At 38.3% G+C, this 25,835-nt stretch carries 20 protein-coding genes, 1 tRNA gene and 1 riboswitch; of the genes, 13 read left to right on the forward strand and 8 right to left on the reverse strand.

The window, feature by feature from the left end; all coding sequences use genetic code 11:
- Positions 1–246: 246 nt before the first annotated feature.
- Positions 247–1,161 (reverse strand): homoserine O-acetyltransferase MetA, encoded by a 915-nt coding sequence (gene metA, locus CEF18_RS19845; RefSeq protein ID WP_110938242.1) that lies wholly within the window; start codon positions 1,159–1,161, stop codon positions 247–249.
- 310 nt (positions 1,162–1,471) lie between these two features.
- On the opposite strand from metA, the gene CEF18_RS19850 reads away from it, so the two are divergent.
- From CEF18_RS19850 to CEF18_RS19860, 3 genes are all read left to right on the forward strand, one after another.
- Positions 1,472–2,254: a Cof-type HAD-IIB family hydrolase gene (locus CEF18_RS19850; RefSeq protein ID WP_110938243.1), complete on the forward strand. Its 783-nt coding sequence runs from the start codon at positions 1,472–1,474 to the stop codon at positions 2,252–2,254.
- Positions 2,255–2,646: 392 nt separating this feature from the next.
- A tRNA-Arg gene (locus tag CEF18_RS19855) sits at positions 2,647–2,723 on the forward strand.
- A 150-nt stretch (positions 2,724–2,873) separates the two neighbouring features.
- Positions 2,874–2,959, forward strand: a riboswitch (cyclic di-GMP riboswitch).
- A gap of 123 nt (positions 2,960–3,082) precedes the next feature.
- The gene (locus CEF18_RS19860) at positions 3,083–5,548 is read left to right on the forward strand and encodes a bifunctional diguanylate cyclase/phosphodiesterase (RefSeq protein WP_110938244.1); all 2,466 of its coding nucleotides are present in this window, start codon (positions 3,083–3,085) and stop codon (positions 5,546–5,548) included.
- Positions 5,549–5,669: 121 nt separating this feature from the next.
- On the opposite strand, the gene thrB is transcribed toward CEF18_RS19860, so the two are convergent.
- Genes thrB through CEF18_RS19875 form a run of 3 tightly spaced genes read right to left on the reverse strand, consistent with a single transcriptional unit; the run spans position 5,670 to position 8,955 of the window.
- A complete protein-coding gene (gene thrB / locus CEF18_RS19865) occupies positions 5,670–6,602 on the reverse strand; it encodes a homoserine kinase (RefSeq protein ID WP_110938245.1) in 933 nt (310 codons plus the stop codon).
- Positions 6,599–7,657 carry a threonine synthase gene (gene thrC, locus CEF18_RS19870; protein ID WP_110938246.1) on the reverse strand — a complete coding sequence of 353 codons (1,059 nt, stop codon included), beginning with the start codon at positions 7,655–7,657 and terminating at the stop codon, positions 6,599–6,601. The genes thrB and thrC overlap by 4 nt, the downstream gene beginning before the upstream one ends.
- A complete protein-coding gene (locus CEF18_RS19875; protein WP_110938247.1) occupies positions 7,657–8,955 on the reverse strand; it encodes a homoserine dehydrogenase in 1,299 nt (432 codons plus the stop codon). Before CEF18_RS19875 ends, thrC begins: the two co-directional genes overlap by 1 nt.
- A 406-nt stretch (positions 8,956–9,361) precedes the next feature.
- On the opposite strand from CEF18_RS19875, the gene CEF18_RS19880 reads away from it, so the two are divergent.
- The 8 genes from CEF18_RS19880 to CEF18_RS19910 all read left to right on the forward strand — a co-directional run bounded on the left by CEF18_RS19880 (position 9,362) and on the right by CEF18_RS19910 (position 19,283).
- The gene (locus CEF18_RS19880; RefSeq protein ID WP_110938248.1) at positions 9,362–10,990 is read left to right on the forward strand and encodes a GGDEF domain-containing response regulator; all 1,629 of its coding nucleotides are present in this window, start codon (positions 9,362–9,364) and stop codon (positions 10,988–10,990) included.
- Positions 10,987–12,036 (forward strand): HEAT repeat domain-containing protein, encoded by a 1,050-nt coding sequence (locus tag CEF18_RS19885; protein WP_190238708.1) that lies wholly within the window; start codon positions 10,987–10,989, stop codon positions 12,034–12,036. Before CEF18_RS19880 ends, CEF18_RS19885 begins: the two co-directional genes overlap by 4 nt.
- 4 nt (positions 12,037–12,040) lie before the next feature.
- Positions 12,041–13,456, forward strand: coding sequence for a glycosyltransferase family 2 protein (locus CEF18_RS19890; protein WP_110938250.1), 1,416 nt, complete (start codon positions 12,041–12,043; stop codon positions 13,454–13,456).
- Positions 13,457–13,530: 74 nt separating this feature from the next.
- Positions 13,531–13,890, forward strand: a complete 360-nt coding sequence (locus CEF18_RS19895; protein ID WP_110938251.1) for a response regulator transcription factor — start codon at positions 13,531–13,533, stop codon at positions 13,888–13,890.
- Positions 13,887–16,769, forward strand: a complete 2,883-nt coding sequence (locus CEF18_RS19900; RefSeq protein ID WP_110938252.1) for an ATP-binding protein — start codon at positions 13,887–13,889, stop codon at positions 16,767–16,769. Before CEF18_RS19895 ends, CEF18_RS19900 begins: the two co-directional genes overlap by 4 nt.
- 122 nt (positions 16,770–16,891) lie before the next feature.
- A complete protein-coding gene (locus tag CEF18_RS26110) occupies positions 16,892–17,257 on the forward strand; it encodes a hypothetical protein (RefSeq protein ID WP_147421968.1) in 366 nt (121 codons plus the stop codon).
- Positions 17,203–18,024, forward strand: coding sequence for a membrane protein insertase YidC (gene yidC, locus CEF18_RS19905; protein WP_110938253.1), 822 nt, complete (start codon positions 17,203–17,205; stop codon positions 18,022–18,024). The genes CEF18_RS26110 and yidC overlap by 55 nt, the downstream gene beginning before the upstream one ends.
- A gap of 263 nt (positions 18,025–18,287) precedes the next feature.
- Positions 18,288–19,283, forward strand: a complete 996-nt coding sequence (locus CEF18_RS19910) for a S8 family peptidase (RefSeq protein ID WP_407690436.1) — start codon at positions 18,288–18,290, stop codon at positions 19,281–19,283.
- A gap of 426 nt (positions 19,284–19,709) precedes the next feature.
- Here the strand turns inward: CEF18_RS19910 and queF are convergent, their stop codons facing one another.
- Positions 19,710–20,198: a preQ(1) synthase gene (gene queF, locus CEF18_RS19915; RefSeq protein WP_110938255.1), complete on the reverse strand. Its 489-nt coding sequence runs from the start codon at positions 20,196–20,198 to the stop codon at positions 19,710–19,712.
- Positions 20,188–20,841: a queuosine precursor transporter gene (locus CEF18_RS19920; protein WP_183040945.1), complete on the reverse strand. Its 654-nt coding sequence runs from the start codon at positions 20,839–20,841 to the stop codon at positions 20,188–20,190. The genes queF and CEF18_RS19920 overlap by 11 nt, the downstream gene beginning before the upstream one ends.
- A 320-nt stretch (positions 20,842–21,161) precedes the next feature.
- Here CEF18_RS19920 and CEF18_RS19925 point away from each other — a divergent pair, with 320 nt between their 5' ends.
- Together CEF18_RS19925 and CEF18_RS19930 are read left to right on the forward strand one after the other, a co-directional pair.
- Positions 21,162–22,349 (forward strand): class I SAM-dependent rRNA methyltransferase, encoded by a 1,188-nt coding sequence (locus tag CEF18_RS19925; RefSeq protein WP_110938257.1) that lies wholly within the window; start codon positions 21,162–21,164, stop codon positions 22,347–22,349.
- A gap of 336 nt (positions 22,350–22,685) precedes the next feature.
- The gene (locus tag CEF18_RS19930) at positions 22,686–24,335 is read left to right on the forward strand and encodes a glutamine--tRNA ligase/YqeY domain fusion protein (RefSeq protein WP_110938258.1); all 1,650 of its coding nucleotides are present in this window, start codon (positions 22,686–22,688) and stop codon (positions 24,333–24,335) included.
- Positions 24,336–24,385: 50 nt separating this feature from the next.
- Here CEF18_RS19930 and CEF18_RS19935 read toward each other — a convergent pair whose 3' ends face one another.
- Together CEF18_RS19935 and CEF18_RS19940 are read right to left on the reverse strand one after the other, a co-directional pair.
- Positions 24,386–25,051 (reverse strand): type 1 glutamine amidotransferase domain-containing protein, encoded by a 666-nt coding sequence (locus tag CEF18_RS19935; protein ID WP_110938259.1) that lies wholly within the window; start codon positions 25,049–25,051, stop codon positions 24,386–24,388.
- Positions 25,052–25,441: 390 nt separating this feature from the next.
- Positions 25,442–25,798 (reverse strand): PilZ domain-containing protein, encoded by a 357-nt coding sequence (locus tag CEF18_RS19940; RefSeq protein WP_183040946.1) that lies wholly within the window; start codon positions 25,796–25,798, stop codon positions 25,442–25,444.
- Positions 25,799–25,835: the final 37 nt, after the last annotated feature.

Consider the following 25,835-nt stretch of genomic DNA (forward strand, 5'->3'; position numbering starts at 1 on the left):
TCTTAGCAAAAACAAAGAAATCTGTCTATTATATTTGAGAAATAATGACAAAAATTTAAAGCGCTTACTTTTTTGGTGTTAATGAGAGGCGTGATTCGTTTGATCTCTGAAGGCTTTGATCCTATTTGGGGCGCCAATAAAAACATATTAAAGGCCTTATGAAGAGAATGTAAGGTTCTCCGCATAAGGCCATGATCGTGCTTGATTGATCCTTTAAACTGATAAATTCTCCAACTTATTAGAATCTCATTTCCACTCGTAAGGTGTTTCCTGATACACATAATAGTTAAGCCAATTAGAAAACAACAAATGGGCGTGAGAGCGCCAGCGGTTCAGCGGTTTCTCATGAGGGTTATTATTGGGAAAATAATGAACTGGTAATTTTACACTCAATCCTCGTTCTAAATCACGCTCATACTCTTCCTTTAGAGTTACCGTATCATATTCCAAGTGTCCTGTAGCCATGATGTGTTTCCCATCCTTGGACATCATCAGGAAAGGACCGGCTTCCTTGGAAGTAGCTAAAAGTTCAAGATCAGGAGCAGCCTTTATCTCATCTATCGAAACATTTGTATGTCTGGAGTGCGGAGCGATAAATTCATCATCAAAACCACGCAATAATTTAATATCTCCATGACCGTTAAAAATTTGATGTTCGAAAATTCCAGAGCATTTTTCTTCCAGCGGGAACTTATCAATACCGTAGTGGTGGTAAAGGGCTGCCTGTGCACCCCAGCAAATGTGCAGGCTGGATGTCACATGATCTTTTGCCCAATCCATAATTTCGGTCATTTCTTTCCAATATTGAACTTTTTCAAATTGGAAGTGTTCAATAGGGGCACCTGTAATAATCATTCCATCAAATTTGCGGTGTTTTATTTCAGAAAACGACGTATAAAAATCCTCCATATGGGATTTACTCTCATTTTTCGGTTCATATGTGACTGTCTTGAGAAATGTAATATCTACTTGCAACGGCGAATTTCCTAGAAGTCTAAGTAAGTGACCTTCTGTTTTTTGTTTTTCTGGCATGAGATTTAATATAACGATATTAAGAGGACGAATCTCTTGCAAGCTCGCCTGTTCATTATCCATCATGAAAATATTCTCTTTTTCTAGTATTTCTCTTGCTGGCAGGCGTGCTGGTATTTTAATCGGCAAGGGAATCCACCTCCTGGTTAGATTGGTATGTAATCTCTATTTCTGTCTATCAGCTACTCGTATTTAAAATATACTTACAATTAGCATACGAAAGAATTTTCAATAATCAATATTATAACAGGTGCAAGGAAATCTACAAAGTTTTTACATATAATTTATTAATTTCGCGAACAAATAGTAATGGAAGAATTAGCCTTTTTTTCTAATGATCAATAGAATGCTAATGGTCATTGATTAGTGTGAGTAAGTTCACGTATAATGAAGACATTGATTTTATTTTTGAATGAATAAGGGAAACGAGGTCATAACCATGGGTGACGCAAAAAAAATGATTTTTTTTGATATTGACGGGACGTTATTAGATCATAACAAAGAGTTACCTGCTTCTACAGAGAAAGCGATCAATGATCTTCATGCTGCAGGACATTACATAGCTATTGCAACGGGTAGGGCACCTTTTATGTTTCCGGAGTTGCGCGAAAAACTGGGCATACATACTTTTATTAGCTTCAACGGTCAATATGTGAAAGTAGGAGATGAAGAGATTTTAACGAATCCATTAAATGATACGGAACTTATTCGTTTAACTGAAGCAGCAGTGAATAATGATCACCCTCTAGTATATATGGACCATCTTGATATGAAAGCTAATATACCATATCATGCTAGAATTGAAGAGAGTATCAGTCTTTCATTGAAATTTAAACATCCGGCTTACGATCCCAGTTATTTAAATGGCCGAGATATTTACCAGGCGTTGTTATTTAACACAGCGGAAGAAATGCGTCCATATAAAGAAAGCTTTCAGAAGTTTGACTTTGTGCGCTGGCATGAATTTTCTACAGATGTCGTGCCTAAGGGCGGCTCTAAGGCAAAGGGGATTGAAGCTGTGATGAATCACCTTGGATTTGCTAAAGAGGATGTGTATGCATTTGGAGACGGTCCAAATGATATTGAAATGCTTGACTACGTTGTAAATAGTGTTGCGATGGGTAACGCCGGTGACGCGTTGAAGAAACAGGCTTCGTATGTAACGAAAGACGTTGATGACGATGGTATATTACACGGATTAAAACATTTTGGATTGTTATAGAATAAAAGAAGTAGCTTTATCGGTACCTAAGTAACGCGTTATGTTTATTGTTAGAGGTTATGAGCGGTATAGCTGAATATATAAGCGAGAAGCACAGAGAAATGAGCAAGTTGATCTACAAAATGAGCGTGTTTACGTTAGAAATGCGCATTGTAACTTTGAAAAAGTTCACTTTTGCTTTATAATAGGAAAGTGAGCTTTTATAAATTTAACAAAAGACGCTATGCGTTTTTCTTAATAAGTATCGAAGACAGCTACCTTCACACCGCACGTATCAAGGGAAACCCACCCTCCTTTCGAGTAGCACCTACACGCACTACGTAGGTGCTACTCGGGGCGGTGGAAGCTAACGCTGTATTTAATAAAAGACGGCTTTGCCGTTTTTCTTAATTGACTCTGTAGCTCAGCAGGATAGAGCAGCCGCCTCCTAAGCGGCAGGTCGGAGGTTCAAATCCTCTCAGGGTCACCACTACATATATTTAACCCTCTCTAACGTAGGGGTTTTTCTTTTAAAATGGTATTACAGTTTTAGTCAAGTTTACCTATTTAGGCTATATTCTTACGATTATATTTGAAATTATTAGAGGTTTTGAATAACTTCAATAGGGAATAGAATAATAATAGGAAAAGGCAAACTATTCTAAAGAATAGGACGCAAAGCTTAGGGTCTAAGGTTTAATAAACTACGATCGCCTGGTTACCAATATAACGAAGTATTTGATAAAATTATTGGCTATTCTCCATTGAGAATAGCTATTTCTGTTTTATGGAAGAGAGTCCTTATAGAAAGAAAGTTTGATAAGTTATTAAAAACTTGGGGGTAAAGACGTGTCTTCTAAACAAAGGATATTAAATCAAGTCTCTACATATGAGTTAGCTTTTGAGAATTCAAAAGATGCAATTGTTATTGCGGATGCTTTTGGAACTATCATTCACACTAATTCTACCCATCATAAATGTTTTGGTATTCCTAATGATCAAGATCTTTCTCCTGAGCAATGGTCGAGCTATTTTGATATATATTATGATGATAGCATTAAACCGATTCCATTAGAAGAAACCCCATTATTTCGGATTATCAATGGAGATCGAGTAAATGATCTTGAAATTACAGTCAAAACGAAAAACGATGAAAAAAGAAATTACATCATGAATGGGAATCAAATTTTATCAGAGGATAACGCAGTCATTGGAGCAGTTCTCATAGCTTATGACATTACAGAAAGAAAACGGTCTGAACTAAAATTAAAAGAGAGTGAATCAAATTATCAAGACATTGTAAAGATGTCCTCAGAAGCGATTGTTATTCACCGAAATAATGAAATACTTTTTGTTAATGATGCTGCAATAAAAATAATAGGAGCTAATAACCAAAAGGATCTTCTCGGTAAATCAATTTTTGATTATCTTATTCCTCATCATCATGAGACGGCTCTTAAAAGAACAAATATTCTCTTAGATGGAAAGACAGAGAAAGCAACTCAATATAAAGTAACGACGTTAAAAGGTAATACAGTAGATTTAGAGGTTACATTAAAAGAGATCCAATTTAGGGGACAATCGGCTCTTTTATCAATGGGCAAAGATATCACTCAGGAGAAATTAATAACGGAAAACCTAGAGGAAAGTGAAGAACGATATCGTTCTTTGTTTATGAATCATTCTGAGGCCATAATTACTTTGGATTTAGATGGCAATTTCTATAATGTAAATCCTGCTTCTGAAAAACTATCAGGATATAAATATGAAGAGCTTATTCAACAATCATTTATACCATTACTAAAAAAAGCACATATTGAAAAGGTTTTATACCATTTTAATAAAACCTTGCAAGGGGCTCCTCAAACCTATGAATGTTCAATTGTAAAAAAACAGGGCGAACAGGTTAATTTAGTGGTAACCAATATCCCAATCATTGTTAAAGGAGTAATACAAGGAATATATGGGATATGTAAAGACATTACAGTACAAAAAAGCATGCAAGAAAAGATTGAACATATGGCTTTTCATGATGATTTAACTGGGTTGCCAAATCGAAATTTTCTAAATGAAAAGCTAAAAAATACAGTAATAAACCCGGAATCGGAGCAAAACTTAGCTGTTATTTTTTTAGATCTAGACCGGTTTAAATTTATCAATGATACATTAGGGCATGGAATTGGTGACCAACTATTAATTCAAGTTGCTAAACGAATTAAAGCTATTGTTCGTGGCAAGGACATCGTTGCGAGATTGAGTGGCGACGAGTATGTTATCTTATTAGATAACCCGGATGAAGATGATGCCAATCAAACCGCAGAGAGTCTTCTTCAATCCTTTAATGAACCATTTATGATTGATCAACAAGAAGTTTACTCGACTTGCAGTATTGGAATTAGTTCAAGCATAGGAGAAGAGGACGTCAAGAGCCTTCTTGAAAATGCTGACTTAGCGATGTATGCTGCAAAACAACGAGGTCGAAATAATTATCAGGTTTTCACACAAGATATGAATAAGTTGGTTGAACGTAAATTAAAAATTGAGACGAGCTTAAGAAGCGGACTTGTAAATAACGAATTTGAGCTTTATTTTCAACCACAGAATGATTTAAACACGTCTGAAATAATTGGTGCAGAAGTATTGTTACGATGGGAACACCCGAAACTTGGTTTTATTCCTCCGGACGAATTTATTCCAATAGCAGAAGAAACAGGGTTAATAGTTCCTCTTGGTGACTGGGTACTTCAAGAATCATGCAGTCAACTTAGAAAATGGTTGGACGTTGGTCTTCCTCCTATCAGAATTGCTGTTAATATATCATCCGTACAATTAGTTGGAAGCAAACTACCGGAAAAAATACAACAAGTACTACAAGCGAATAATATTGATCCGAAACTTTTATGTGTAGAAATGACAGAGAGTGTGATGCAAAATAAAAGTGAGACACTCCCCATTTTGAAACAGATAAAAGAATTAGGTGTTTTCATCTCCATAGATGATTTTGGGACAGGTTTCTCTTCACTGAACTATTTGAAGGATCTACCGATCGATGAACTAAAGATAGATAAATCTTTTCTCCAAGATATATTGAAGGACCCTAAAGAAAAAGCGATTGTTAAAAGTATCATTGATTTAGGAAATAATTTGGCGCTGCATGTAATCGTTGAAGGGATAGAAAATGAGGATCAAGTAAAATTACTAAAAGAACTTAATTGCGTTATTGGACAAGGATACTACTTTAATAAACCTTTACCGAAAGAGGAATTTGAAGCTGCGGTTTTAATAAGTAATGTTTGCAAGTTTACCTCAAAATAGGAAATAAGAAAAGTTTTCATAAGGTTTTTCAGCTTTAGAATTACTTTTATTTTTTCCATACTAAAAAGAAGCATTGGAATCGCGGTAATGATTCAATGCTTCTTTTTTAGCTTAAAATTTATTATTTTTGTACTTGATTTGTAGCTGTTGCTTTTTCTACTTTCACGCCATGCGCATCAACCTCAAGTAATTCGATGCGATGCTGCTGATAGTGGCTACGTAATTGGAGTTTAATTTCGCGGCCATTACCCTTTGGTATGAAAAAGAGTACGATAGGACCTGCTCCGCTAAGTGTAGCACCGTATACAGGAAGTTCTTCAGCTAGCTGATTTGCTTTTTCCCATTCAGGAATGGAAGGCATACGGTAAGGAAGGTGGAAAAGATCTTTTCCCATCATTTTGCCTGCCAGTGCCCAATTACCTTGTAATATGGCTGCGACAAGCACATTACTGACGCCGCTTGCTTCAACGGCCTTTTTATAAGAGAAATCCTCTGGCAGAGAGCCACGAGATTCTTTCGTACTTAATTCATATTCAGGTATCACGGCAACAAGATCGATGTCAGGTACGCCAGCTAAGACAATATTAGTTTCGTCTTCTCGATGGCTACCAATAATCATTCCTCCGTATATGGACGGACCAACATTATCAGGGTGTCCTTCTTCAAGACTTGCGAAGCGTGCCTTTTCATCGGATGTGAGTTCTAAATCCAACAATTGGTTTGCAAGCTCAATTCCAGCAACAATCGCGGTGGCACTGCTTCCAAATCCTCGTGCTAGCGGAATGTCACTCTCCATTTCTACTTGAACGGCCGGTAATTCTTTATCGTATTCGCTGGCAATTTTGGCAGCGATTTTATAGACCAGATTATCTTCACCAGAAGGAATACCTTCAAGGTTTTCGGAAACGGTGTGAAAAAACCACTCGTCACTTTTTTTTACACGTAGAGTTAAATATCGATTCAACGCCATTCCCACCGAGTCAAAACCAGGGCCTAGATTTGCTGTACTGGCTGGGACTTTGATGGAAAACAGCTCGTTAAAGTCGGCTGTCATCGTTTTACACGTCCTAACATATGGTCAATTACGACAGATTCTTCATTAGGTAAAGCGGTAGGCTGAACGAGGGAAGAGTCAATAGCGTAATTCGGATCTTTCAGTCCATTTCCTGTTAGAACAGCAACAATACGTGATCCTTTCTTGATTTCTCCTGAATCTAATTGCTTTTTAATTCCGGCAATAGAGGCGCAAGAAGCGGGTTCTGCAAAAACACCTTCTTCACGGGCAAGTAGTTTATAGGCTTCAAGAATTTCATCGTCTGTTACGAAATCAATTTTACCTGATGATTCCTCTGAGGCACGTACAGCTTGTGTCCAACTGGCAGGATTACCAATGCGGATGGCAGTTGCAGCAGTCTCAGGGTTATCAATGATTCTATTCTGCACAATCGCTGCAGAGCCTTCAGCTTCGAAACCTCTCATTTGTGGTAGGCCAGTTCCTTTTGCTTTGTGATATTCGTTGAATCCCTTCCAATAAGCGGTGATGTTACCGGCATTTCCCACAGGAATCGCTAGCACATCAGGTGCAGCGCCTAATCCATCACAGATTTCAAAAGCTGCTGTTTTTTGTCCTTCAATGCGATAAGGATTCACGGAATTTACTAGTGCAATAGGCGACTGCTTCTCAAGGTTACGAACCATTTGCAGAGCATTATCGAAGTTACCGGCGATACTGTAGATCTCAGCACCGTAAACAACAGCCTGGGCAAGTTTCCCCATGGCAATTTTGCCCTCAGGTATAACAACGAGGCATCTCATCTTCGCTTGTGCAGCGTAAGCGGCGGCAGCAGCGGAAGTATTCCCGGTTGAAGCGCACATAATTGCTTCACTGCCAGCTTCTTTAGCTTTTGCTACGGCCATTACCATTCCACGGTCCTTAAAGGAACCAGTTGGATTAGCCCCATCATATTTCACGTGAAGCTCAATCCCCCATTTTTCAGAAAGATGTTTCAATGGAAGAAGGGGAGTATTCCCTTCTTGCAAGGAAAGCATGGGTGTATTTTCGTTAACGGGTAAATAAGCTTTGTATTCTTCTAACAAACCTCGCCACATTATTTTCGGTCCCCTTCCACACGGTAGCTGCTTTTCACTTCCACAACAACATCCGCATCGGCTAATTTTTCTAATACTAAATCATAGTTTTTCTTTGAAACAGCGTGAGTAACAACAATAATCTCTGCAAGTTTACCTTGATTTAATGGAAGCTGCAGGATTTTCTCTAAACTTACTTCGTTCTCATGGAACAAGTGTGTAAGTGAAGCGAATGTACCTGAAATATCTTTTGCATGAATACGTAAAAAGTATTTTGCATGAATGTCATCCGGGTCTTTCAGCTTCTTTTCAAATTGAGGAAGGATCACACTGTTTCCATTCACTCCGAGACGGTTATTTTTCAAAACAGCAACTAAATCTGATACTACGGCAGTGGCTGTTGGTAATTTACCGGCCCCTGGTCCGTAAAACATCGTTTCTCCGACTGCATCTCCATATACATATACAGCATTGTATTCATCGTCAACAGATGCAAGAGGGTGCTCATGAGGAACGAGTGTTGGTTGAACACTTACTTCTACTTTATCATTAAAGCGATTGGCAATGCCAACGAGCTTCATTGTATAGCCAAGTTGTTCACAAAATGCAAGGTCTTCTCTTGTGACTTCTGTAATACCACGGATAGAAACATCATCGAGGTCCAGGTTCATTGAAAAGCCCAACGTACCTAAAATACTGATTTTCCTAGCAGCATCGATTCCTTCAACGTCTGCAGTTGGATCTGCTTCTGCATAGCCTAACGCTTGAGCTTCCTGAAGAGCTTCTTCGTATCCTCGGCCCTCTTTCGACATTTTTGTAAGAATATAATTCGTTGTGCCATTAACAATTCCGATCATTTTGCTGATTCTATCAGAGGCAAGTCCTTCCACTAATGCACGAAGAATAGGGATCCCTCCAGCAACACTAGCTTCATAGAATAGATCGCATCCTTGTTTATTTGCAAGCTCGAGTAGCTCAGAGCCATGAATAGCCATGAGGTCTTTATTAGCTGTGATAACATTCTTATTATTCTCCAGTGCCTGACGGATGTACCTTCTTGCATCTTCAATTCCGCCCATCACTTCAATGACAGCAACGATAGATGGATCATTCAAAATATCATCTGCATTTAGGGTCAATTGATCGTCATCTATCTTAATCTCTCTTTCTTTATGGAGATTGCTAACGAGCACTTTCTTAACCTTTATACTGCAACCTAACTGGTGCTGCAATTTATCCTGGTGATCTCGAATAATTTGAAGGACACCTGTACCAACTGTTCCAAATCCTAACAAGCCTATATTCATTTCCTGTGCCATGATCTATCAGCTCCTGTGCTGTCTCTATTTAAAGTACATATGTGTTTGTATAAAGGACATTATAGAGGGGAAATGCCGAGAATACAACCGTTTTTCCGAAAATAATAGTAGAAATGCTTTTGATTCAATCCTTCTAGAAAAACAGAAGTGTCAATATTAGTCGATTTAGACAAATGTCCTCCGTTAATAAGGAGTAATTATAGCTATGGATTTTTCTCCTTCCTTATAATACCTGTTATAGTTAAATTAAAATGAAGAAATCATTTTAATAAAATGGACCGGTTTATTTGGGTATTTATGTCGTTTTTTAGCGACAAACGATGTATAATTGCTGATAGGAAATAGGACGGAAGCATATACATTATAAATAATAATTGAAGTAGATTTAAAGAGGGTGTGGGCAACGGTGGAGATTAAGAAGTACCAGCAAATGATGAATGAGCGTATTGAGAAAACGGTAAATCGTTGGGAAAAACGCGAAACTGTCTCAGAGGACGAATTATATCGTTTTTTTCATAATGTCAAAGGAACTTCTGGAACCATCGGCATGTCGGAACTCAAAGATATTGCCAGCCATCATTTGGAATTTCTCGAAGAAAAATCAGGGAAACTTTGGACTGAAAGTGAATGGCGAGTCTTGTTAAAAGAGTTACCAGTTTATAAAAGTGAAAAAGAGATGCCCGTCACCGAGAATATATGGACGGGGGATCTCACTGAGCAAGAAGAGCGTCCTTTTATCTTGATCATAGACGATGATGTAGAGTTTGTGACGTTTATTAAAGATTACTTAGAAAGTAATGGTTTTCAAACAATCATTGCCTTGACTGGAGAAAAAGGGTTGGAACTGTTTTACGATATGAAACCTAGTTTAATTATTCTGGATTATATTCTTCCGGATATTGATGGTATTGCTGTGTTAAAACAACTGTTGGAAAAAGCACAAAAGGAATTCACACCAATCGTCATGATGAGCGCACACTCTTCCTCGGAGAACAGGGCGAGAGCGTATGAGATGGGGGCTTTTGATTTTATCGGGAAACCAATTGATAAAAATCTATTTATTCCTTTTATTAATAATAGATTAAAATTTCGTGATAGAGTAAATAACTTTGTTTTGCAGGATGAATTAACGGGTGCCTATAATCGGAAATACTTAACGATTGAACTAACGAAACAAATAAAAAAACTTGCTGAAAAAACAACCCCCGCATTTTCATACGTCATGGTTGATCTTGATCACTTTAAACAAGTAAATGATAATTACGGGCATTTAGTTGGTGATGAGGTGCTTAAAAAGTTTGTGGAGCTGTTTAAACGAGTGGCTCGGCCGGAAGACTCTATTTGTCGATATGGGGGAGAAGAATTTACGTTTATTTTACCGGATACTACTCGTCACCAGGCGGAAGCGCGTGTCTCAACGTTTCGTGAATTACTTTCAGAGCAGAAGTTTCAAAGTGAATCAGATACATTTACTGTTACTTTTTCAGCCGGAATTAAAGAGGTGGATAATGGATCATTTCATCCGAAAATGATTATGGAACATGCCGACAAGGCTCTTTACATGGCAAAGGATAGTGGGCGAAACAAAACGATTATCTTTGACCGGGAGTTAGAAAAAGTTGAAACCAGTGATAGCTTAACGATTATTATTGTAGATGATGATGAAGTAGTTCGAGGTATGCTTACTCATCATTACCGTAAAAAAGGAGAGATATCAGGTCGCCCGATAGAAATTCGGGACTACGATAACGGGATTTCCTTTCTTAACGATAAATGGTACAAGCGTAACCAGCAATATATCGTCCTGTTAGATGGCATGATGCCTAAAATGGATGGTGTGGAAGTGCTAAAGCAATTGCGGGATCATTATCCAAAGAAGGACATTATTGTTTCCATGTTAACTGCTAGAAAAGGGGAATTGGAAGTAGCCCGGGCATTAAATTTAGGGGCAGACGACTACATGGTCAAACCGTTTAATGTGAAAGAGGTATCCGCAAGAATAGATCGGATAGCATCAAGGGTGCTTCACCCTTGATGCAATGGGTGATTGCATCTTTAGTTGTGTTACTAGTTATCCAAGTCGCCCTTTTCATATATATTCTTATTTCTAAAAAAATCACATTAAATTACGATGAAAAAGTGGAAACGTTGTATCAGAACCTATTACCTTCCTATATTGAAATTGTTCAAGACACATCTCAATTAGAGCCGAGACTTCCTGAGAATAAGAAGTACCGCAAAGATGTGGTTGAAAAATTATTAGTGAGATTATCTGAGGTGACAGCGGGTGAAGGAGAAAAAGCTCGCATTAGAAAATTGGCCGAAACGACATTGTTAGATGCTTATATCAAAATCCTTGAAAAGGGATCTTGGGCAGAACGAGTGAATACATTGTTTTATATAGAGGACTTTGGGATGATTTCTATAAAGGATCATGTCTGGCAACACCTTGGAAGAGTCGAATCGGATGATGAGAATGAAGAATACCGTCAGACATTGCGTGTACTGGCAACGATATATCCGGAAAAATTTCTCACATTTATATTAGAAAAAGATACTATCTCTGAGAGCTTAGCGAAAGAACTTTTTCGCCGCTTAGATGAAGGCAGTTTAATGGAAATGGAGAAAAGAACGAGCGGAAAAACTCCGATAGCATTTAAGTTGGCGTTTATCGTTCTCTGTGGAGAAATGAAACTTAACCAACATTTACCCTTTGTGGAGAGGTGTCTCTTTGATGAACAAAAAGAGATTCGACTAAAGGCAATGAAGAGTATTTGTTCTTACCAGTACTTCTCGAAAACAGAACAATTAAAAGAATTTTTCGAGTCAGAGCATTGGGAAGAACGAATGTATGCTGCTAAAATTGCAGGAGTTATGGAATTAACGAAATATAGAGACCATCTAGTAGACACGTTAGCAGATCCAGTATGGTGGGTCCGCTTTTCCTCGGGAGAGGCTATCAGTAAATTACCGGATGGTGAAATCTTATTAGAGTATGTCGCGTCTCAAAATGAAGATGCTTTTGCACGAGATATGGCCAATCAAATGCTTACAACCAAGGCCACAGGGTTGAGGGGGTGAGATCATGAATGAGGAGTTCTTTTCAAGTGCTGCGAATGTTATCGCATTTGTTGTGATTTTCTATATGGTTGCTGTAGGCATCATTTATCTTGTGTTATTTCTCATTTCAGGACCTAAGATTAAAAGAGAAAAATATTTAAATAGAGAAGCCACCATAGAAGAAATGATAATCAATCACGATACGTATCCTATCTCCATTTTAGTGCCTGCCTATAATGAGGAAATGGGAGTTATTAGTACTGTGAGATCACTTTTATCGCTGCAATATCCCCAATTTGAAGTCATAGTAGTGGACGATGGTTCCACAGACCAAACAAGCAGTAAGATGATCACTCAATTTGGGATGAAAAAGATTGATATAGCTATGAGAGCCCATTTTCCAACGAAGGAAGTATTAGATGTCTATCAGTCTAATCTCTTTCCCAATGTTTTTCTGTTGAAAAAGGAAAACGGGGGGAAAGCAGATGCATTAAATGCAGGTGTAAACTTTTCCAAGTATCCTTATTTTGCTGCTATTGATGGGGATTCCATCTTGGAGAGAGATGCACTTCTGAAAACGATGAAACCAATCATAGATTCAGGTGGCATGGTTACTGCAACTGGAGGCAGTGTCAGAATAGCAAATGGTTCGACCATTTCTAAAAGTGTGATTGAAAAATTGGCATTACCAAAACAACCCGTAGCGATCATGCAAATTATCGAGTATATGCGTGCGTTTCTTATCGGAAGGCTGGGTTTGAGCCGAATGAATATTCTGCTGATTATTTCCGGTGCTTTCGGCGTTTTTGAAAAGTCCAGAGTAATAAAAGTTGGCGGGTATAGAGAAAAGACGATCGGCGAAGACATGGAACTTATTGTTAGAATCCATCGATCATTAAAAGACGAGAAATCAAAGCAACGGATTGAATATATTCAAGATCCGGTTTGTTGGACTGAGGCACCTAGTACGTTAGCTTCTCTCAAATCGCAAAGAGTGCGCTGGCAAAGAGGATTGGCGGAGACATTATGGACACACCGTAAAATGATGTTTAACCCAAAATACCGGGGAATTGGGTTGTTTTCCATGCCGTACTATTTAGTTGTGGAACTATTAAGTGCCGTATTTGAACTTATCGGCTATTTTGTCATAGTATTTGGAATCTTTTTTGGATTTATAGATACACAGGTTGCATTGATCATGTTGGCAGTAACGGTAATGTACGGTTCATTAATATCCTCACTCGCAGTTCTGCTGGAAGAATGGACGTATCATAAATATCCGGAGTTAAAAAGTGTGTGTATCCTTTTTTTCTGGGCATTAACGGAAACCTTTTGGTATCGGCCCATTATGGTCGTTTGGCGTGTCGAAGGGCTTTTGGCCACATTCAAGAAAAAAGCGGATTGGGGAAATATGGATCGAAAAGGAATTTCCGAAGATTAACGTATAAAGCTCAAGAGGCTTAGTAAACGGGCGAGTGGGTCGCCGTAATAGAAAAGAAAAGGGGAGAAACTCGTTTGAAGAAAATACTGGTTGCAGATGATGAAGATATTTTAAGAATGCTTATTGTTGATACATTGGAGGATTTGGGTTTTGAGATTGAAGAAGCAGAGGATGGACAGGAAGCACTAGAGAAGTTAGAAGAAGGGAATTTTGATTTAGCAATTCTTGATTACATGATGCCTGAGAAGACTGGGTTAGAAGTTATTCAGTCATTGAGTAAGGAAACGAAAAATAACATCCAACTTGTCATGTTAACAGCAAAAGCGCAAGAACAAGATCGTCAAATAGCTTTAAATGCAGGAGCAGATTATTTTATTGCAAAACCTTTTAGCCCAACCGAGCTTTCTGCTGTGGTTGAAGAGATTCTAGCATGAGTATAAAGAGACAATGGAAAAAAGGGATTCGATCCAAATTTATATGGACAGCAGCCGGTTTGGTGGCGGTCGCAATTATTATGTCGAGTCTGTATTTATTTTACGTAATGGAATCACAAGCAAACCAAGCCGAGGAACGAGTGGCTCTTTTAGAAAAGTCCGAATTAAAAAGCACCATGGAAAGATCATTAAATGACGTTTTTTTCCGAAGCAGGGCGTACTATGTATATAAAGAAGAAGAGGATTTAGATAAATTACAAGAAAATTTAGAAGAACTTAAAAGTACCTTGAATTATATGGATCTGTTAGAACTCACATTTGAAGAAGAAGCTTTTCTGGTGAATTTAAGAGGTTTTGTAGAGAGATACGAAACGGAAACTTTACGAACCGTGTTGGAATTCGTGGAGTCAGAAGATTTTGTGGGGCTACAGGAATATGCTAGAACTAATGGTACTAATGAGACAATAAATAGGTTAATCGAACGTGCGCGAGATTTGCAAGCTCAAACAATGGAAGAAACAGAATTTTTATATAATGAAAGTTTAGAAGATGCTAATAGAAATACGCTTTTCTCCATTGTGATTGGTGGATTGCTATTGATGATTTTTATTTTTCTAGTGTTGCGAGTGTTAAAGAATGTCATCCGACCGATAGAAGAATTAACAGTGGCCTCGAATGACTTGGCGGAAGGAAGAGCGATTCAATTCCAACCGAATAAACGAGAGGATGAAATAGGTTCATTGTTCAATTCTTTTTACACAATGGCAAACATTCTACAGGATAAAGAAGAAGAGTTAACTGCTCAAAATGAGGAACTTCAATCACAACAGGAAGATCTCGAAGATCAACAAGTGCAAATGGTGAACACTGTGAAATTAACAGAGGAGTCGAACAATAAGTTAGCAAAGTATAATCAATTAAATCATGCGATGTCATTGAGTTTAAATAAAGATGAATTTATCACCTCTATTTTCAGCTTTCTAAATGAATTGTTTTCGTTTGATAAAAGTGTAATAATCCTCACTCATGATCCAATTTATCGCGCGAATGGACTTTCCGACAAAGCAATGGAGCAATTTGTTTTATCGGATAAAGAAGAATTAATAGCTAGATTACAAGAGAGAAACCACGTTCTTATAAAGAGAAAGTCAACTTCGGAGGAGCAAGGAATTGCCGAAGAGCCTTTTACCGTATATGATTTTTATTCTGCTGTATTGGATGCGGAGAGAAATGTTCTAGCTATCTTTGGAGCAACACGAATTGGCAGGGAATTTTCAGACCAAGAAATGGATGAAATAGATGGTCTGATGAACCGAGTTTCTTTGGCGTTGGAGAGAACAGTAATCTATGAGGAAATGGAAAGTTCGCGAAAACTCAATCAAGATATATTAGATAATGTAAACGAAGGAATCCTGTTTGTCTCAACAGATGGAGCTGTTTTACAATTTAATGAAACAGTTAGCCGTATGGTCGGTACTAATGATTTAGATAAGGAAACAGTGCTTAATAAAAAAGTTTGGTTAAACGAGTTTACAAAAAACGTGGAACAACCAGAATCATTAAAGAAATTTTATAACCAGTTCATCCATGTTGATTACCACGGAATGATGCACCACCAGTATTCAGCAGTTGTTGATGAAGAAACGCGTGTGATCGCTGTTTATGGGACGAGTGTTTACAATAACCAGGAACGTGTGGGGACACTCTTTGTTCATCGGAATATAACAAGAGAACATGAGTTAGATTCGATGAAATCTGAACTTGTTAGTACCGTTAGTCACGAGTTAAGAACTCCTCTCTCGAGTGTATTAGGATTTACTGAGTTGCTGTTAAATAAAGAATTGAAACCGGAAAGACAAAAGAAGTATTTAAATACGATTTATAAAGAAGCGAAGAGACTAACGAACCTGATTAATGATTTTCTTGATCTTCAGCGGATGGAGTCAGGTAATCAAACGTATGATATGGTCTTATGTTCGATGGATACAATCATGATGGATGTGTTAAATAATTTTAAACATGTAAAGAGTCACCGTCTTTCTTTTGTGGATGAAGGTTCAGAAGTGGAAATAAAAGCTGATCAAGCAAGAATTCAGCAAGTACTTACTAATTTAGTGAGTAACGCGATTAAATTCTCACCAAACGGTGGGGAGATAACCCTCACATTGAAAAATGAGCAGAACCATTTGATTGTGAGTGTCAGGGATTACGGATTAGGAATTCCTGATGAAGCATTGGAGAAACTATTTAATAAGTTTCAGAGAATTGATCAAAGTGATCGTAAAAAAATCGGTGGAACCGGATTGGGACTTGCTATCTCAAGAGAAATTGTCGAGAGGCATGAGGGAGAAATGTGGGTAGAATCCAAAGAAGGAGAAGGCTCGACATTCTACTTTAGCATTCCACTCGATTCGGATAATACGATAGATAAGGGTACAGTCATTAAAGGTTCACCAGAAGTTCCTTTGAAAAACGGGGAAACAGTGATGATTATTGAAGATGATACGAGTCTAGCCCTTTTGCTATCGGAGGAGTTAAAAGCTAGTGGATTTCGAGTGCTTCATCATTATGATCCGAAAAATGCCTATACTGATATATTGAAGCAACCCCTGGCAGCGGTTGTAGTCGACCTAATGTTAGGAGACGATATGGATGGCTGGGAACTTATCAAACAACTAAAGGAAAACGAAGATACGGTGCAATTACCAATCATTATTTCCTCTGCCTTGGACAAGTCAGTTGAAAAGGTGGAAAGGTTCCAAGTGAATGAGTATCTGACAAAGCCATATCCACCTAAGGATCTTTCTAAAACGCTGTTAAATTTTATTCAATCAAAAGAAGGCAAAGATGGTGAAATCTTATTTCCGGAAGAAGAGTAGAGCAACTCAGGAGTTAATATATAGGACTTTGACTTTTACTGATCTATAGTTGATAATAGGCTTACTTATCTAATTTTCAGTACGAGCGAATTCCCATTTTGCATATAAGGAGGTGAATACAGATGATGTTCGAAATATCCCATGATTTAGTGCCAGCTCTCATAACGATAAGTTTATATATGACATTTGCGGGTGCGCATCTTTTACATTTTATGGTTCAAGAGTCCGGTGCAGCCAATCGTCATATGTCACAAAAGAAACTAAGTGTATGTGAACAATTAAGCGGTTCGGAAAACCTAATGGCTGATCACAATGTGCAACGGCGTACGTGGATAACCAGAATCATGAAACGAAAAGAAGGTCCTGAGGATGATTCCGATTATTTGTCCTTCTCGAATCCAAGCAAACAACAAATTCGAGGAGGTATATTATTGTGGAAGAAAGATCTGTATTCACCCGTTTTTCAAAATATAGCAAACTCATTATAATAACTTTGATGGTTTTAATGGTAGCGACAGGTTGCCAGGTAAATATGGACCCAATTAGTGCTGACACATCAGGGGTATTTAATCACTATATTATTTTCCCTTTTTCGTTTTCTATCAAGTTCCTGGCAGATGCTTTCAGTGGGAACTATGGTTTATCGATAGTGTTTATGACACTCCTGCTTCGTATGGTTCTCATGCCACTTATGATGAGACAGCAGAAAACACAGCTTGCTTCTAGGGCAAAGATGGCCGTGATCCAGCCTGAGATGAATGAAATAAAAGAAAAATACAAAGAGAAAAAGTCATCAGAAGACCAGCAAAAAATGCAAAAAGAAATGATGGCCCTTTATCAAAAGCACAGTTTTAATCCTATTACTTCTATGGGATGCTTGCCGATGCTAATTCAGTTTCCGGTATTAATCGGCTTTTACTATGCGATTATGAGGACACCTGAGATCGCTCAACATAGCTTTTTATGGTTCAATCTGGGAGAACCGGATAGGATCTTGCCGTTTCTGGCAGGGATCGTGTATTTCATCCAATTTAGAGTTTCTCAAATTGGAATGGATCCGAAACAGCAAAAACAAATGGCTATGCTTGGATATATTACACCTGTTTTGATGGGAGTTTTCTCTTTTTCTGTCGCTGCAGCAATGCCTTTGTACTGGACAATTGGTGGTCTGTTCTTGATCTTCCAAACGGCTTTGTTCAAATGGATGTATCGTGAAAAACAGCTTGCGTTAAACACAGCGTTGGGTAATAAATAAAGAAATTGGTGTCGAAGCTAGATTAACCTTGCAATATAAGACACCTATAAAACACCTTCATTAGGCTGATTTTTCACCATATTCTTTTGGTGGAAGGGTAGCCTAATTTTTCTTGTATCCGATTAGTACAGCAACCCGTATATGCAACGTGGGGTAATAATTCTTATGAGTCTATTTAATCAAAAATTAATATTTTTATTGGAATATCACCCATAATTTGGTATAAATAAGATAGGTCATTTTTAAATTTCACTATAAGGAGGATAAACATGGATCAAGCACCGTTACAAGTCAAGTTGGTTCCTTATACTATTGATTCAATTGTTGATAACACAAATGAAACTCCAGAGGGTGTTAGTTTAATACAGGCACCTGTGACATGGGAAGAAAGCGACCAAGGTGAAGGAATTGTAATTGCAGTTATTGATACTGGTGTTGAAACAGATCATCCGGACCTTAAAGATCAAATTATTGGTGGACGAAATTTTACAACTGATCATAATGGAGACCCAGACATATATGAAGATAATAATGGGCATGGAACACACGTAACTGGTACCGTTGCCGCTAGCTTAAATAACGATGGTGTTGTGGGCGTTGCTCCGAAGGCTAAAATTTTAAGTTTAAAAGTTTTATCGGGAGAAGGCTCTGGTGATTATGAATGGATTATAAATGCTATAAACTATGCGGTTGATTGGCGTGGTTCTCAAAACGAACGAGTTCGAGTTATTTCAATGTCACTCGGAGGTCCTCACGACGTACCTGAATTGCATAAAGCAATTCAGAATGCAATTAATAATGACGTATCAGTAGTAGTTGCAGCAGGAAACGAAGGTGACGGCAGAGAAGATACGTTTGAGTATTCTTATCCTGGAAGCTATAACGAGGTCATTCAAGTAGGTGCAGTGAGTAATGACTTAAAGCTTGCTACTTTTACGAATTCAAATACAGAAATAGACCTTGTGGCTCCTGGTGTAGAAGTAGTATCGACATATCTGGACAATAAATATGCGTCACTATCAGGGACTTCCATGGCGGCTCCACACGTAGCAGGTGCGTTAGCTTTAATTATTAACTTAAGTGAAAAAAGGTTTGGAAGATCCTTAATTGAAGCAGAAATTTATGCGCAACTGGTAAGACGAACTTTACCATTGGGCTTCCGCAAAAGCTCTGAAGGTAATGGGTTTCTCTTACTAAACTTAGTAGAAAAAATACAGGAAATTATCAATATTGCACGAATTAATGTAACTAAAGATTAATGTATAGGTTTTAATAAATGGAGTGGGAGGGAGTGATCCGCTCTTAACTTCTCGCATTTCTTATGTATGACTAGTATTCGGTAGTTCCATATATCTAGACGAGAATTTAAAAGGTGGTTAGTCTAAAGGTCAAAACCTTGTGACGCCACTTTTTATATACACCAGGAAATTATAGATTCATGAGTTGTGGATAGGTTTTAGAGTGAAGTGTACCGTCTAGCTCCAGCGCCTATCGACTAGAGTAACTTCCCTTACCTCGTCTAAGATAAGTCGAGAACGATACGAAAAGTAGAACTCTTTTTTAACTCTTCTTTATCTATGGTAGCACCTGCAAGCAATTCATAGGTTCTATTGGCGCAGGTGCTACAGGTTCGGATGGCGTTGGAAGATCACGCTGTATTTAAAAAAGACTGCTTTGTAGTTTTCTTAGCGATGATTGATAGTCTCGGGATATAAATCGTGCTGTAATAAACGTTGTTCTGCAAATGCTTCCCATTTCGTTTCTTTTTTCCCGTAGTTTACGTAAGGGTCAATAGAGATACCGCCACGAGGAGTGAATTTCCCCCATATTTCAATATATCGTGGATCCATCAACTCAACCAAATCATTTACCATCTTATTCATACAGTCCTCGTGGAAATCTCCATGATTTCGAAAACTGAATAAATAAAGCTTCAACGATTTACTTTCAACCATTTTTTCATTTGGTATATAGCTAATATAAATCGTTGCGAAATCAGGCTGACCTGTTATTGGACAAAGGCTCGTAAACTCTGGACAATTAAACTTCACGAAATAATCACGGTATGAATGTCGGTTTTCAAATGCTTCAAGAATCGTCGGGTCATAGTCCATTTTATATTCTACATTTATATTGCCTAATAAGTTAACTTCGTTTTCTCGGTTATGAGACATAGGTTGATTCCTCCGTATCAGTGTCTTTGTCTTTATTCTCAAGCCACTTCACTGTCATATAAACAAATGGTGTATCTGCTAAAGCAATCACTAATTTTACAAGGTATTGTGTCACAATCATAAATACCAAGGCTCCTAAGGGCATCGTTCCCGCAAAAGCGATTGTAACGAAGATTGTGGAATCTAATAACTGACTGGCAGAGGTGCTGGCGTTATTACGAAGCCATAAGTGTTTTCCATTCGTTGCTTGTTTGAGTTTATGAAATAAATGCACATCGAATAGTTGAGATAAGAAATAAGCAATAAGAGAAGCCGCAACCACTCTTGGAACAGCGCCTATAATCATTTCAAATTCCGACTGCATTCCCCAAAACTCAGCTGGGGGTAGTTGGACAGCACCAAAGAAGAACACTAGCATCATAAGGTTTGTGAATAACCCAATCAGGACAACTTTCTTCGCAGTACTTTTACCGAAAACTTCTGAAATGGAGTCTGTAATTAAAAACGTTAATGGATAAGTTAACAGTCCTGCAGTTAATACGACAGATCCAACGGTAAATAGTTTCACCGATACCACATTTGACACGAACAACGCCGTAAAGAAAATCCCAACGAGTAAAATGAGCTTATCTTGTTTATTCAAGGCAAACACCTCTTTTATTAAAGACAGAGTTACCTAGAGTAAATGGCGTGCAAAAAAGATAAGCAGTGTCATCCTGACTCTCGTTTAAAACGACAATATTATTTTCCATCTTATTCAGCTCCTAGTTTTTGTTTTTATAGCGGAGGATGGTTGCGAACTCCGCTCAATCGTCTACTTTAGCACATTTTACACCTAAAAGTAAGTAGGAAGTTTTTAGTAAAGTCGTCCACCTAGGCTTCATAGGTGTTGGTTTATTTCTTTTTTATATAATTTTCGTTATGATAGGTTAGGGCATACTAGTGGATTGGAGGCACCAAGTGATGGAGACAACTGTGAAAGTAAAGATGAAGTTAGCTGATAAATATCAGTCGGGGTTTCCGTTAATCATGAAGGATGCGTTGGTAAATGCTGAGGTGTTGACCAAAGAGGGACAGCATTTAAATGTGGTTGATGAGCAAGGGACTTACATAGGCAAGGGTTATTATGGGTTACAAAATAAAGGAGTCGGTTGGGTTTTAACGAATAAACAAGGTGAAAATATTGACCAATCTCTTTTTGATCGGAAAATTGTTAAAGCATTAGGACTTCGACGAAAGTATTTTGATGACCCGAATACAACAGCTTTTCGCGTTTTTAATGGGGAAGGTGACGGCATCGGTGGAGTAACGATTGATTACTTTGCTGGTTTTTACGTGATTCACTGGTACAGCGAAGGAATTTATCAGTTTAAGGATGAAGTTGTACAGACACTGAAAACACAAACAGATTATCGAGGAATTTATGAGAAGAAACGATTTGCCACCAATGGGAAATATCTTGATGATGATGACTTTATTACTGGAGAACGTGGAGAATTCCCATTAATAGTGAAGGAAAATGGAGTCAATGTCGCAGTCTACTTAAACGAAGGTGCGATGGTTGGGGTCTTCATGGATCAACGGGAGGTAAGGCAGGCTATTCGTGACCGTTATGCAGAAGGACGCACGGTATTAAACACATTTTCCTATACGGGTGCTTTTTCTGTATTTGCAGCAATGGGTGGAGCGACGAAAACCACAAATGTCGATCTGGCAAATCGCAGCTTACCGAAAACAATTGAGCAATTCAGCATTAATGGATTGGATTATGAGGCACAGGATATTATTGTTGATGATGTGTTTAAATTCTTTAAATTTGCTGGGAGAAAACAGCACAAATATGAGATGGTTATTTTAGATCCACCAAGTTTTGCGCGATCAAAAAAAATGACATTCAGTGCCGCCAAAGATTACACAAATCTTTTGAAGGAAGCCATAGCGATTACCGAAAGCAATGGTCTGATCATCGCTTCCACGAATCATGCTGGCGTTTCAAGAAAGAAGTTCCGCACTTTTATAGATAAGGCGTTTAAAGAGACAGGGCTCGGCTACAATATTGTCGAGGAGTTCTCTTTACCAGATGATTATCGAGTAACCTCGACGTACCCAGACGGAGATTACTTGAAGGTTTTGTTTATAAAGCTGGTTTAAAAGGTGGAACCTTTTAAACTGCTTGAAACAATGCGTGTAGTTGCTGCTATGGTTTAAGAATGCTATGAATGAACTTCTCATAGCATTCGCGCAGCTAACGAAGCCATTGTCCAACCTGCCTTACGAGGACTTCCCGTCACCTGCGATGAGTAACCGCAGACGCTACTTTTTAATATTATCAGGACATTCCTAACCACTTAAAGCATTAAAATAAGCCTATGATTGAATGTTCCATAGATATCCAACGTTAAGTGTGATATAACGGTAAATAGAAGTTATTTTGATAAAATCGGGAACACGCAACAATAGAAATTTGGTACCAGAAAGGTGAATTGAATGAGTGAAAATACAAGTAATACCTCAAATTTTATTAAACATATTGTCAAAGAAGACTTAGCAAACGGGACACACAAGGAAATTATTACTCGATTCCCACCGGAACCAAATGGTTATTTGCATATCGGACACGCAAAATCTATCGTACTGAATTTTGAACTTGCAGCAGAATTCAACGGAAAGATCAATCTGCGTTTTGATGACACAAATCCTTTAAAGGAAGACCAAGAATACGTTGATGCCATTAAAGAAGATATTTCTTGGCTTGGTTATGAGTGGGATAACTTACACTTTGCCTCGAATTATTTTGAGGAAATGTATAGTCGGGCAATCTTATTAATTAAAAAAAGGATGGCTTACGTGGAAGACCTCTCACAAGAGGAAATTCGCGAGTACCGGGGATCGTTGCATGAAGCTGGAAAAGAAAGTGACTCCCGAAGCCGAAGTGTGGAAGAGAATCTTGAACTTTTTGAGAAAATGAAAAATGGCGACTTTGCTAATGGAGAAAAAGTTCTCCGCGCGAAGATTGACATGGCTTCTCCAAATATTAACTTACGAGATCCCGTTATTTACCGTATTTCACATACGGAACATCATAACACAGGCAACACATGGTGCATCTATCCGATGTATTCCTTTGCGCATCCATTAGAGGACGCTATTGAAGGGGTGACACACTCCCTTTGTACGCTGGAGTTTGAAGATCAACGTCCATTGTACGACTGGGTGGTGGAACATAGTGAGATTCATGCCACCCCAAGACAATATGAATTTGCGCGCCTGAATTTAACAAATACTGTGCTGAGCAAACGAAAGCTTAAGCAACTTGTAGATGAAAACTATGTGGATGGTTGGGACGATCCAAGGATGCCCACTATATCAGGTTTAAGACGTCGAGGTTTCACGGCAGAATCCATTCGGACATTTGCACGAGAGATTGGTGTCGCGAAGTCAGATAACCTGGTGGATGTTCGTATGCTTGAACACTTCCTACGTGAAGATTTAAAACTAAAAGCACCTCGTACGATGGCTGTTCTAGACCCTCTAAAGGTAGTTATTACAAATTACCCTGAAGGAGAAGTCGAGTGGCTGGATGCGGATAATAATCCGGAAAATGAAGAAATGGGGACGCGGAAAATCCCATTTTCGCGAGAGATCTATATTGAAAAGAGCGACTTTATGGAGGATCCTCCAAAGAAGTATTTTCGTTTATTTCCTGGAAATGAAGTCCGGTTAAAGCATGCCTATTTCATCAAATGCAACGAAGTCATTAAGGATGAAGATGGAAATGTAGTTGAGATTCATTGCACGTATGACCCTGAAACGAAAAGTGGTTCAGGATTTACGGGCCGTAAAGTGAAAGGGACCCTTCATTTTGTTGAAGCAACGCAAGCGAAAAAAGCCGAGTATCGTTTGTATCATTCGTTGATTGAGGATGAAAGAGAAGGCGATTCATTCCTTGACTTTGTGAATCCGGATTCACTTGAGATTACTCATGGCTATGTAGAGGCAAATATGGATGACGCAAAACCACAGGATAAGTTCCAGTTTTTCCGTCATGGCTACTTTAACGTAGATTCAAAACATACGACAGAGGACATGCTTGTCTTCAACCGAATCGTTGAGTTAAAAAGTTCCTTTAAATTATAAAGTTTTATGAAAAAACCCGTGCGATGACTCTCGCACGGGTTTTTTATAATCTATTTATCATTTAACGCTTCGACAACTTTATCAGCCGTACTTTGACTCGATTGAGGATTTTGTCCAGTAACTAAGTTTCCATCACGAACGGAAAAGTCGCTCCAATTATCGCCTCTTCTGAATTCCCCGCCTTTAGCTCTTAATTCTGTTTCTAATAAAAAGGGTACATGAAGATCTAACTGCATTTCCCGCTCTTCGTCATCAGTAAAGGCACTGATTTTTTTACCTTTCACAATCGGGGTACCATCTTTGTAAGTAATATTCACAAGAGCACTAGGGCCGTGACAGACAGAACCGATTACTTTATCTGCATCAGCGTGTTTTTCAAGAACACTGCGAAGAGTCGGGTTGTATGGGAAATCAAACATCGTGCCGTGTCCACCCGGTAAGAAGATAGCGTCATATTCAGAAGTACTGACATCTGCTAACTTTTCCGTGTTCACTAATTTGGATTGTGCTTCTTGCCATTCAAATTTCTCTTCTTCTGGTAAACTATTAGGATCCAATGGCACCTGTCCGCCAGTCATACTTACGACGTCTACATCAAACCCATTTTTTACGAAAGTGACATATGGAGCTGTATATTCTTCTAGCCAAAGACCAGTTGCCTGATTGTCTTTTATGACTGAGTGACTTGTCACGATAATTAATACTTTTTTTCTCATGCCAATATTCCTCCTCAAAAAAACTCTTCATTCTATGTGTATATTCCCTCTAACTATTTATTCATAAACATTGAAATTTTTAATGGGACGGGACGATAGCCCTCGAATTTGATGATCTAGAGGAGGTATTTCTGACACTGGCATAGTAAATCGGTATCGAGTGTCACTAAACACATGACTTAGCTCTACTCAACCTGACATTAAGCACCTGAGTGTCATCTTAAATTGTTTTTATAAGAACTATCCCATAAATTCTACGTCATGCTTCCTACAGAGTCAGAAGTCAAAAGATAATTGAATAATTCCTTATACTTTTTCATCGCTCACTTTAAGAATTTTTTCAAAAAAGGATGTGCAAAAAGGTAGTTTTTTACCTTTTGCACATCCTCTCTAAGCTCTGTTTTGCCTTTGATATTCTTTAATTGCTTCGATTAAATCAGGTTGATCGTGCCCCTCTAAAAAGTCTATCCCATAATGATAGCCATTCCATTCTTTCTTTCGCCAAGAGATCAAACCAGTCGGATGAAATGAGTGGTTCGCAATGTCAAAAATCAAGCTTAATTCTATTTCTTCGGGAAGTTCCAAGTTTGTTTCCAGTTTTAAGCCACTAGGGCTCACATTGAGAATTACCCCTTTTCCATTTGGCGATTTAAGCTCTTTTCCTTTCAAACGACTAATATAGAAGCTCGTATCTAATGGCTGTGCAAATTCAAATCGCAAAGATTCCTTGCGTTTATAACGTTTCAAATGGATCATCTCCTTTAGGATCACACATTAATTCTCT

It is taken from the genome of Salipaludibacillus neizhouensis (assembly GCF_002886185.1).
Lineage (GTDB): Bacteria > Bacillota > Bacilli > Bacillales > Salisediminibacteriaceae > Salipaludibacillus > Salipaludibacillus neizhouensis.

Excerpts from the sequence above, each read along its gene's own strand:
- CEF18_RS19850 (WP_110938243.1), top strand. The coding sequence starts at position 1,472 with ATGGGTGACGCAAAAAAAATGATTTTTTTTGATATTGACGGGACGTTA.
- thrB (WP_110938245.1), bottom strand. The coding sequence starts at position 6,602 with ATGACAGCCGACTTTAACGAGCTGTTTTCCATCAAAGTCCCAGCCAGT.
- thrC (WP_110938246.1), bottom strand. The coding sequence starts at position 7,657 with ATGTGGCGAGGTTTGTTAGAAGAATACAAAGCTTATTTACCCGTTAAC.
- CEF18_RS19875 (WP_110938247.1), bottom strand. The coding sequence starts at position 8,955 with ATGGCACAGGAAATGAATATAGGCTTGTTAGGATTTGGAACAGTTGGT.
- CEF18_RS19890 (WP_110938250.1), top strand. The coding sequence starts at position 12,041 with ATGAATGAGGAGTTCTTTTCAAGTGCTGCGAATGTTATCGCATTTGTT.
- CEF18_RS19900 (WP_110938252.1), top strand. The coding sequence starts at position 13,887 with ATGAGTATAAAGAGACAATGGAAAAAAGGGATTCGATCCAAATTTATA.
- CEF18_RS26110 (WP_147421968.1), top strand. The coding sequence starts at position 16,892 with ATGATGTTCGAAATATCCCATGATTTAGTGCCAGCTCTCATAACGATA.
- queF (WP_110938255.1), bottom strand. The coding sequence starts at position 20,198 with ATGTCTCATAACCGAGAAAACGAAGTTAACTTATTAGGCAATATAAAT.
- CEF18_RS19925 (WP_110938257.1), top strand. The coding sequence starts at position 21,162 with ATGGAGACAACTGTGAAAGTAAAGATGAAGTTAGCTGATAAATATCAG.
- CEF18_RS19930 (WP_110938258.1), top strand. The coding sequence starts at position 22,686 with ATGAGTGAAAATACAAGTAATACCTCAAATTTTATTAAACATATTGTC.
- CEF18_RS19935 (WP_110938259.1), bottom strand. The coding sequence starts at position 25,051 with ATGAGAAAAAAAGTATTAATTATCGTGACAAGTCACTCAGTCATAAAA.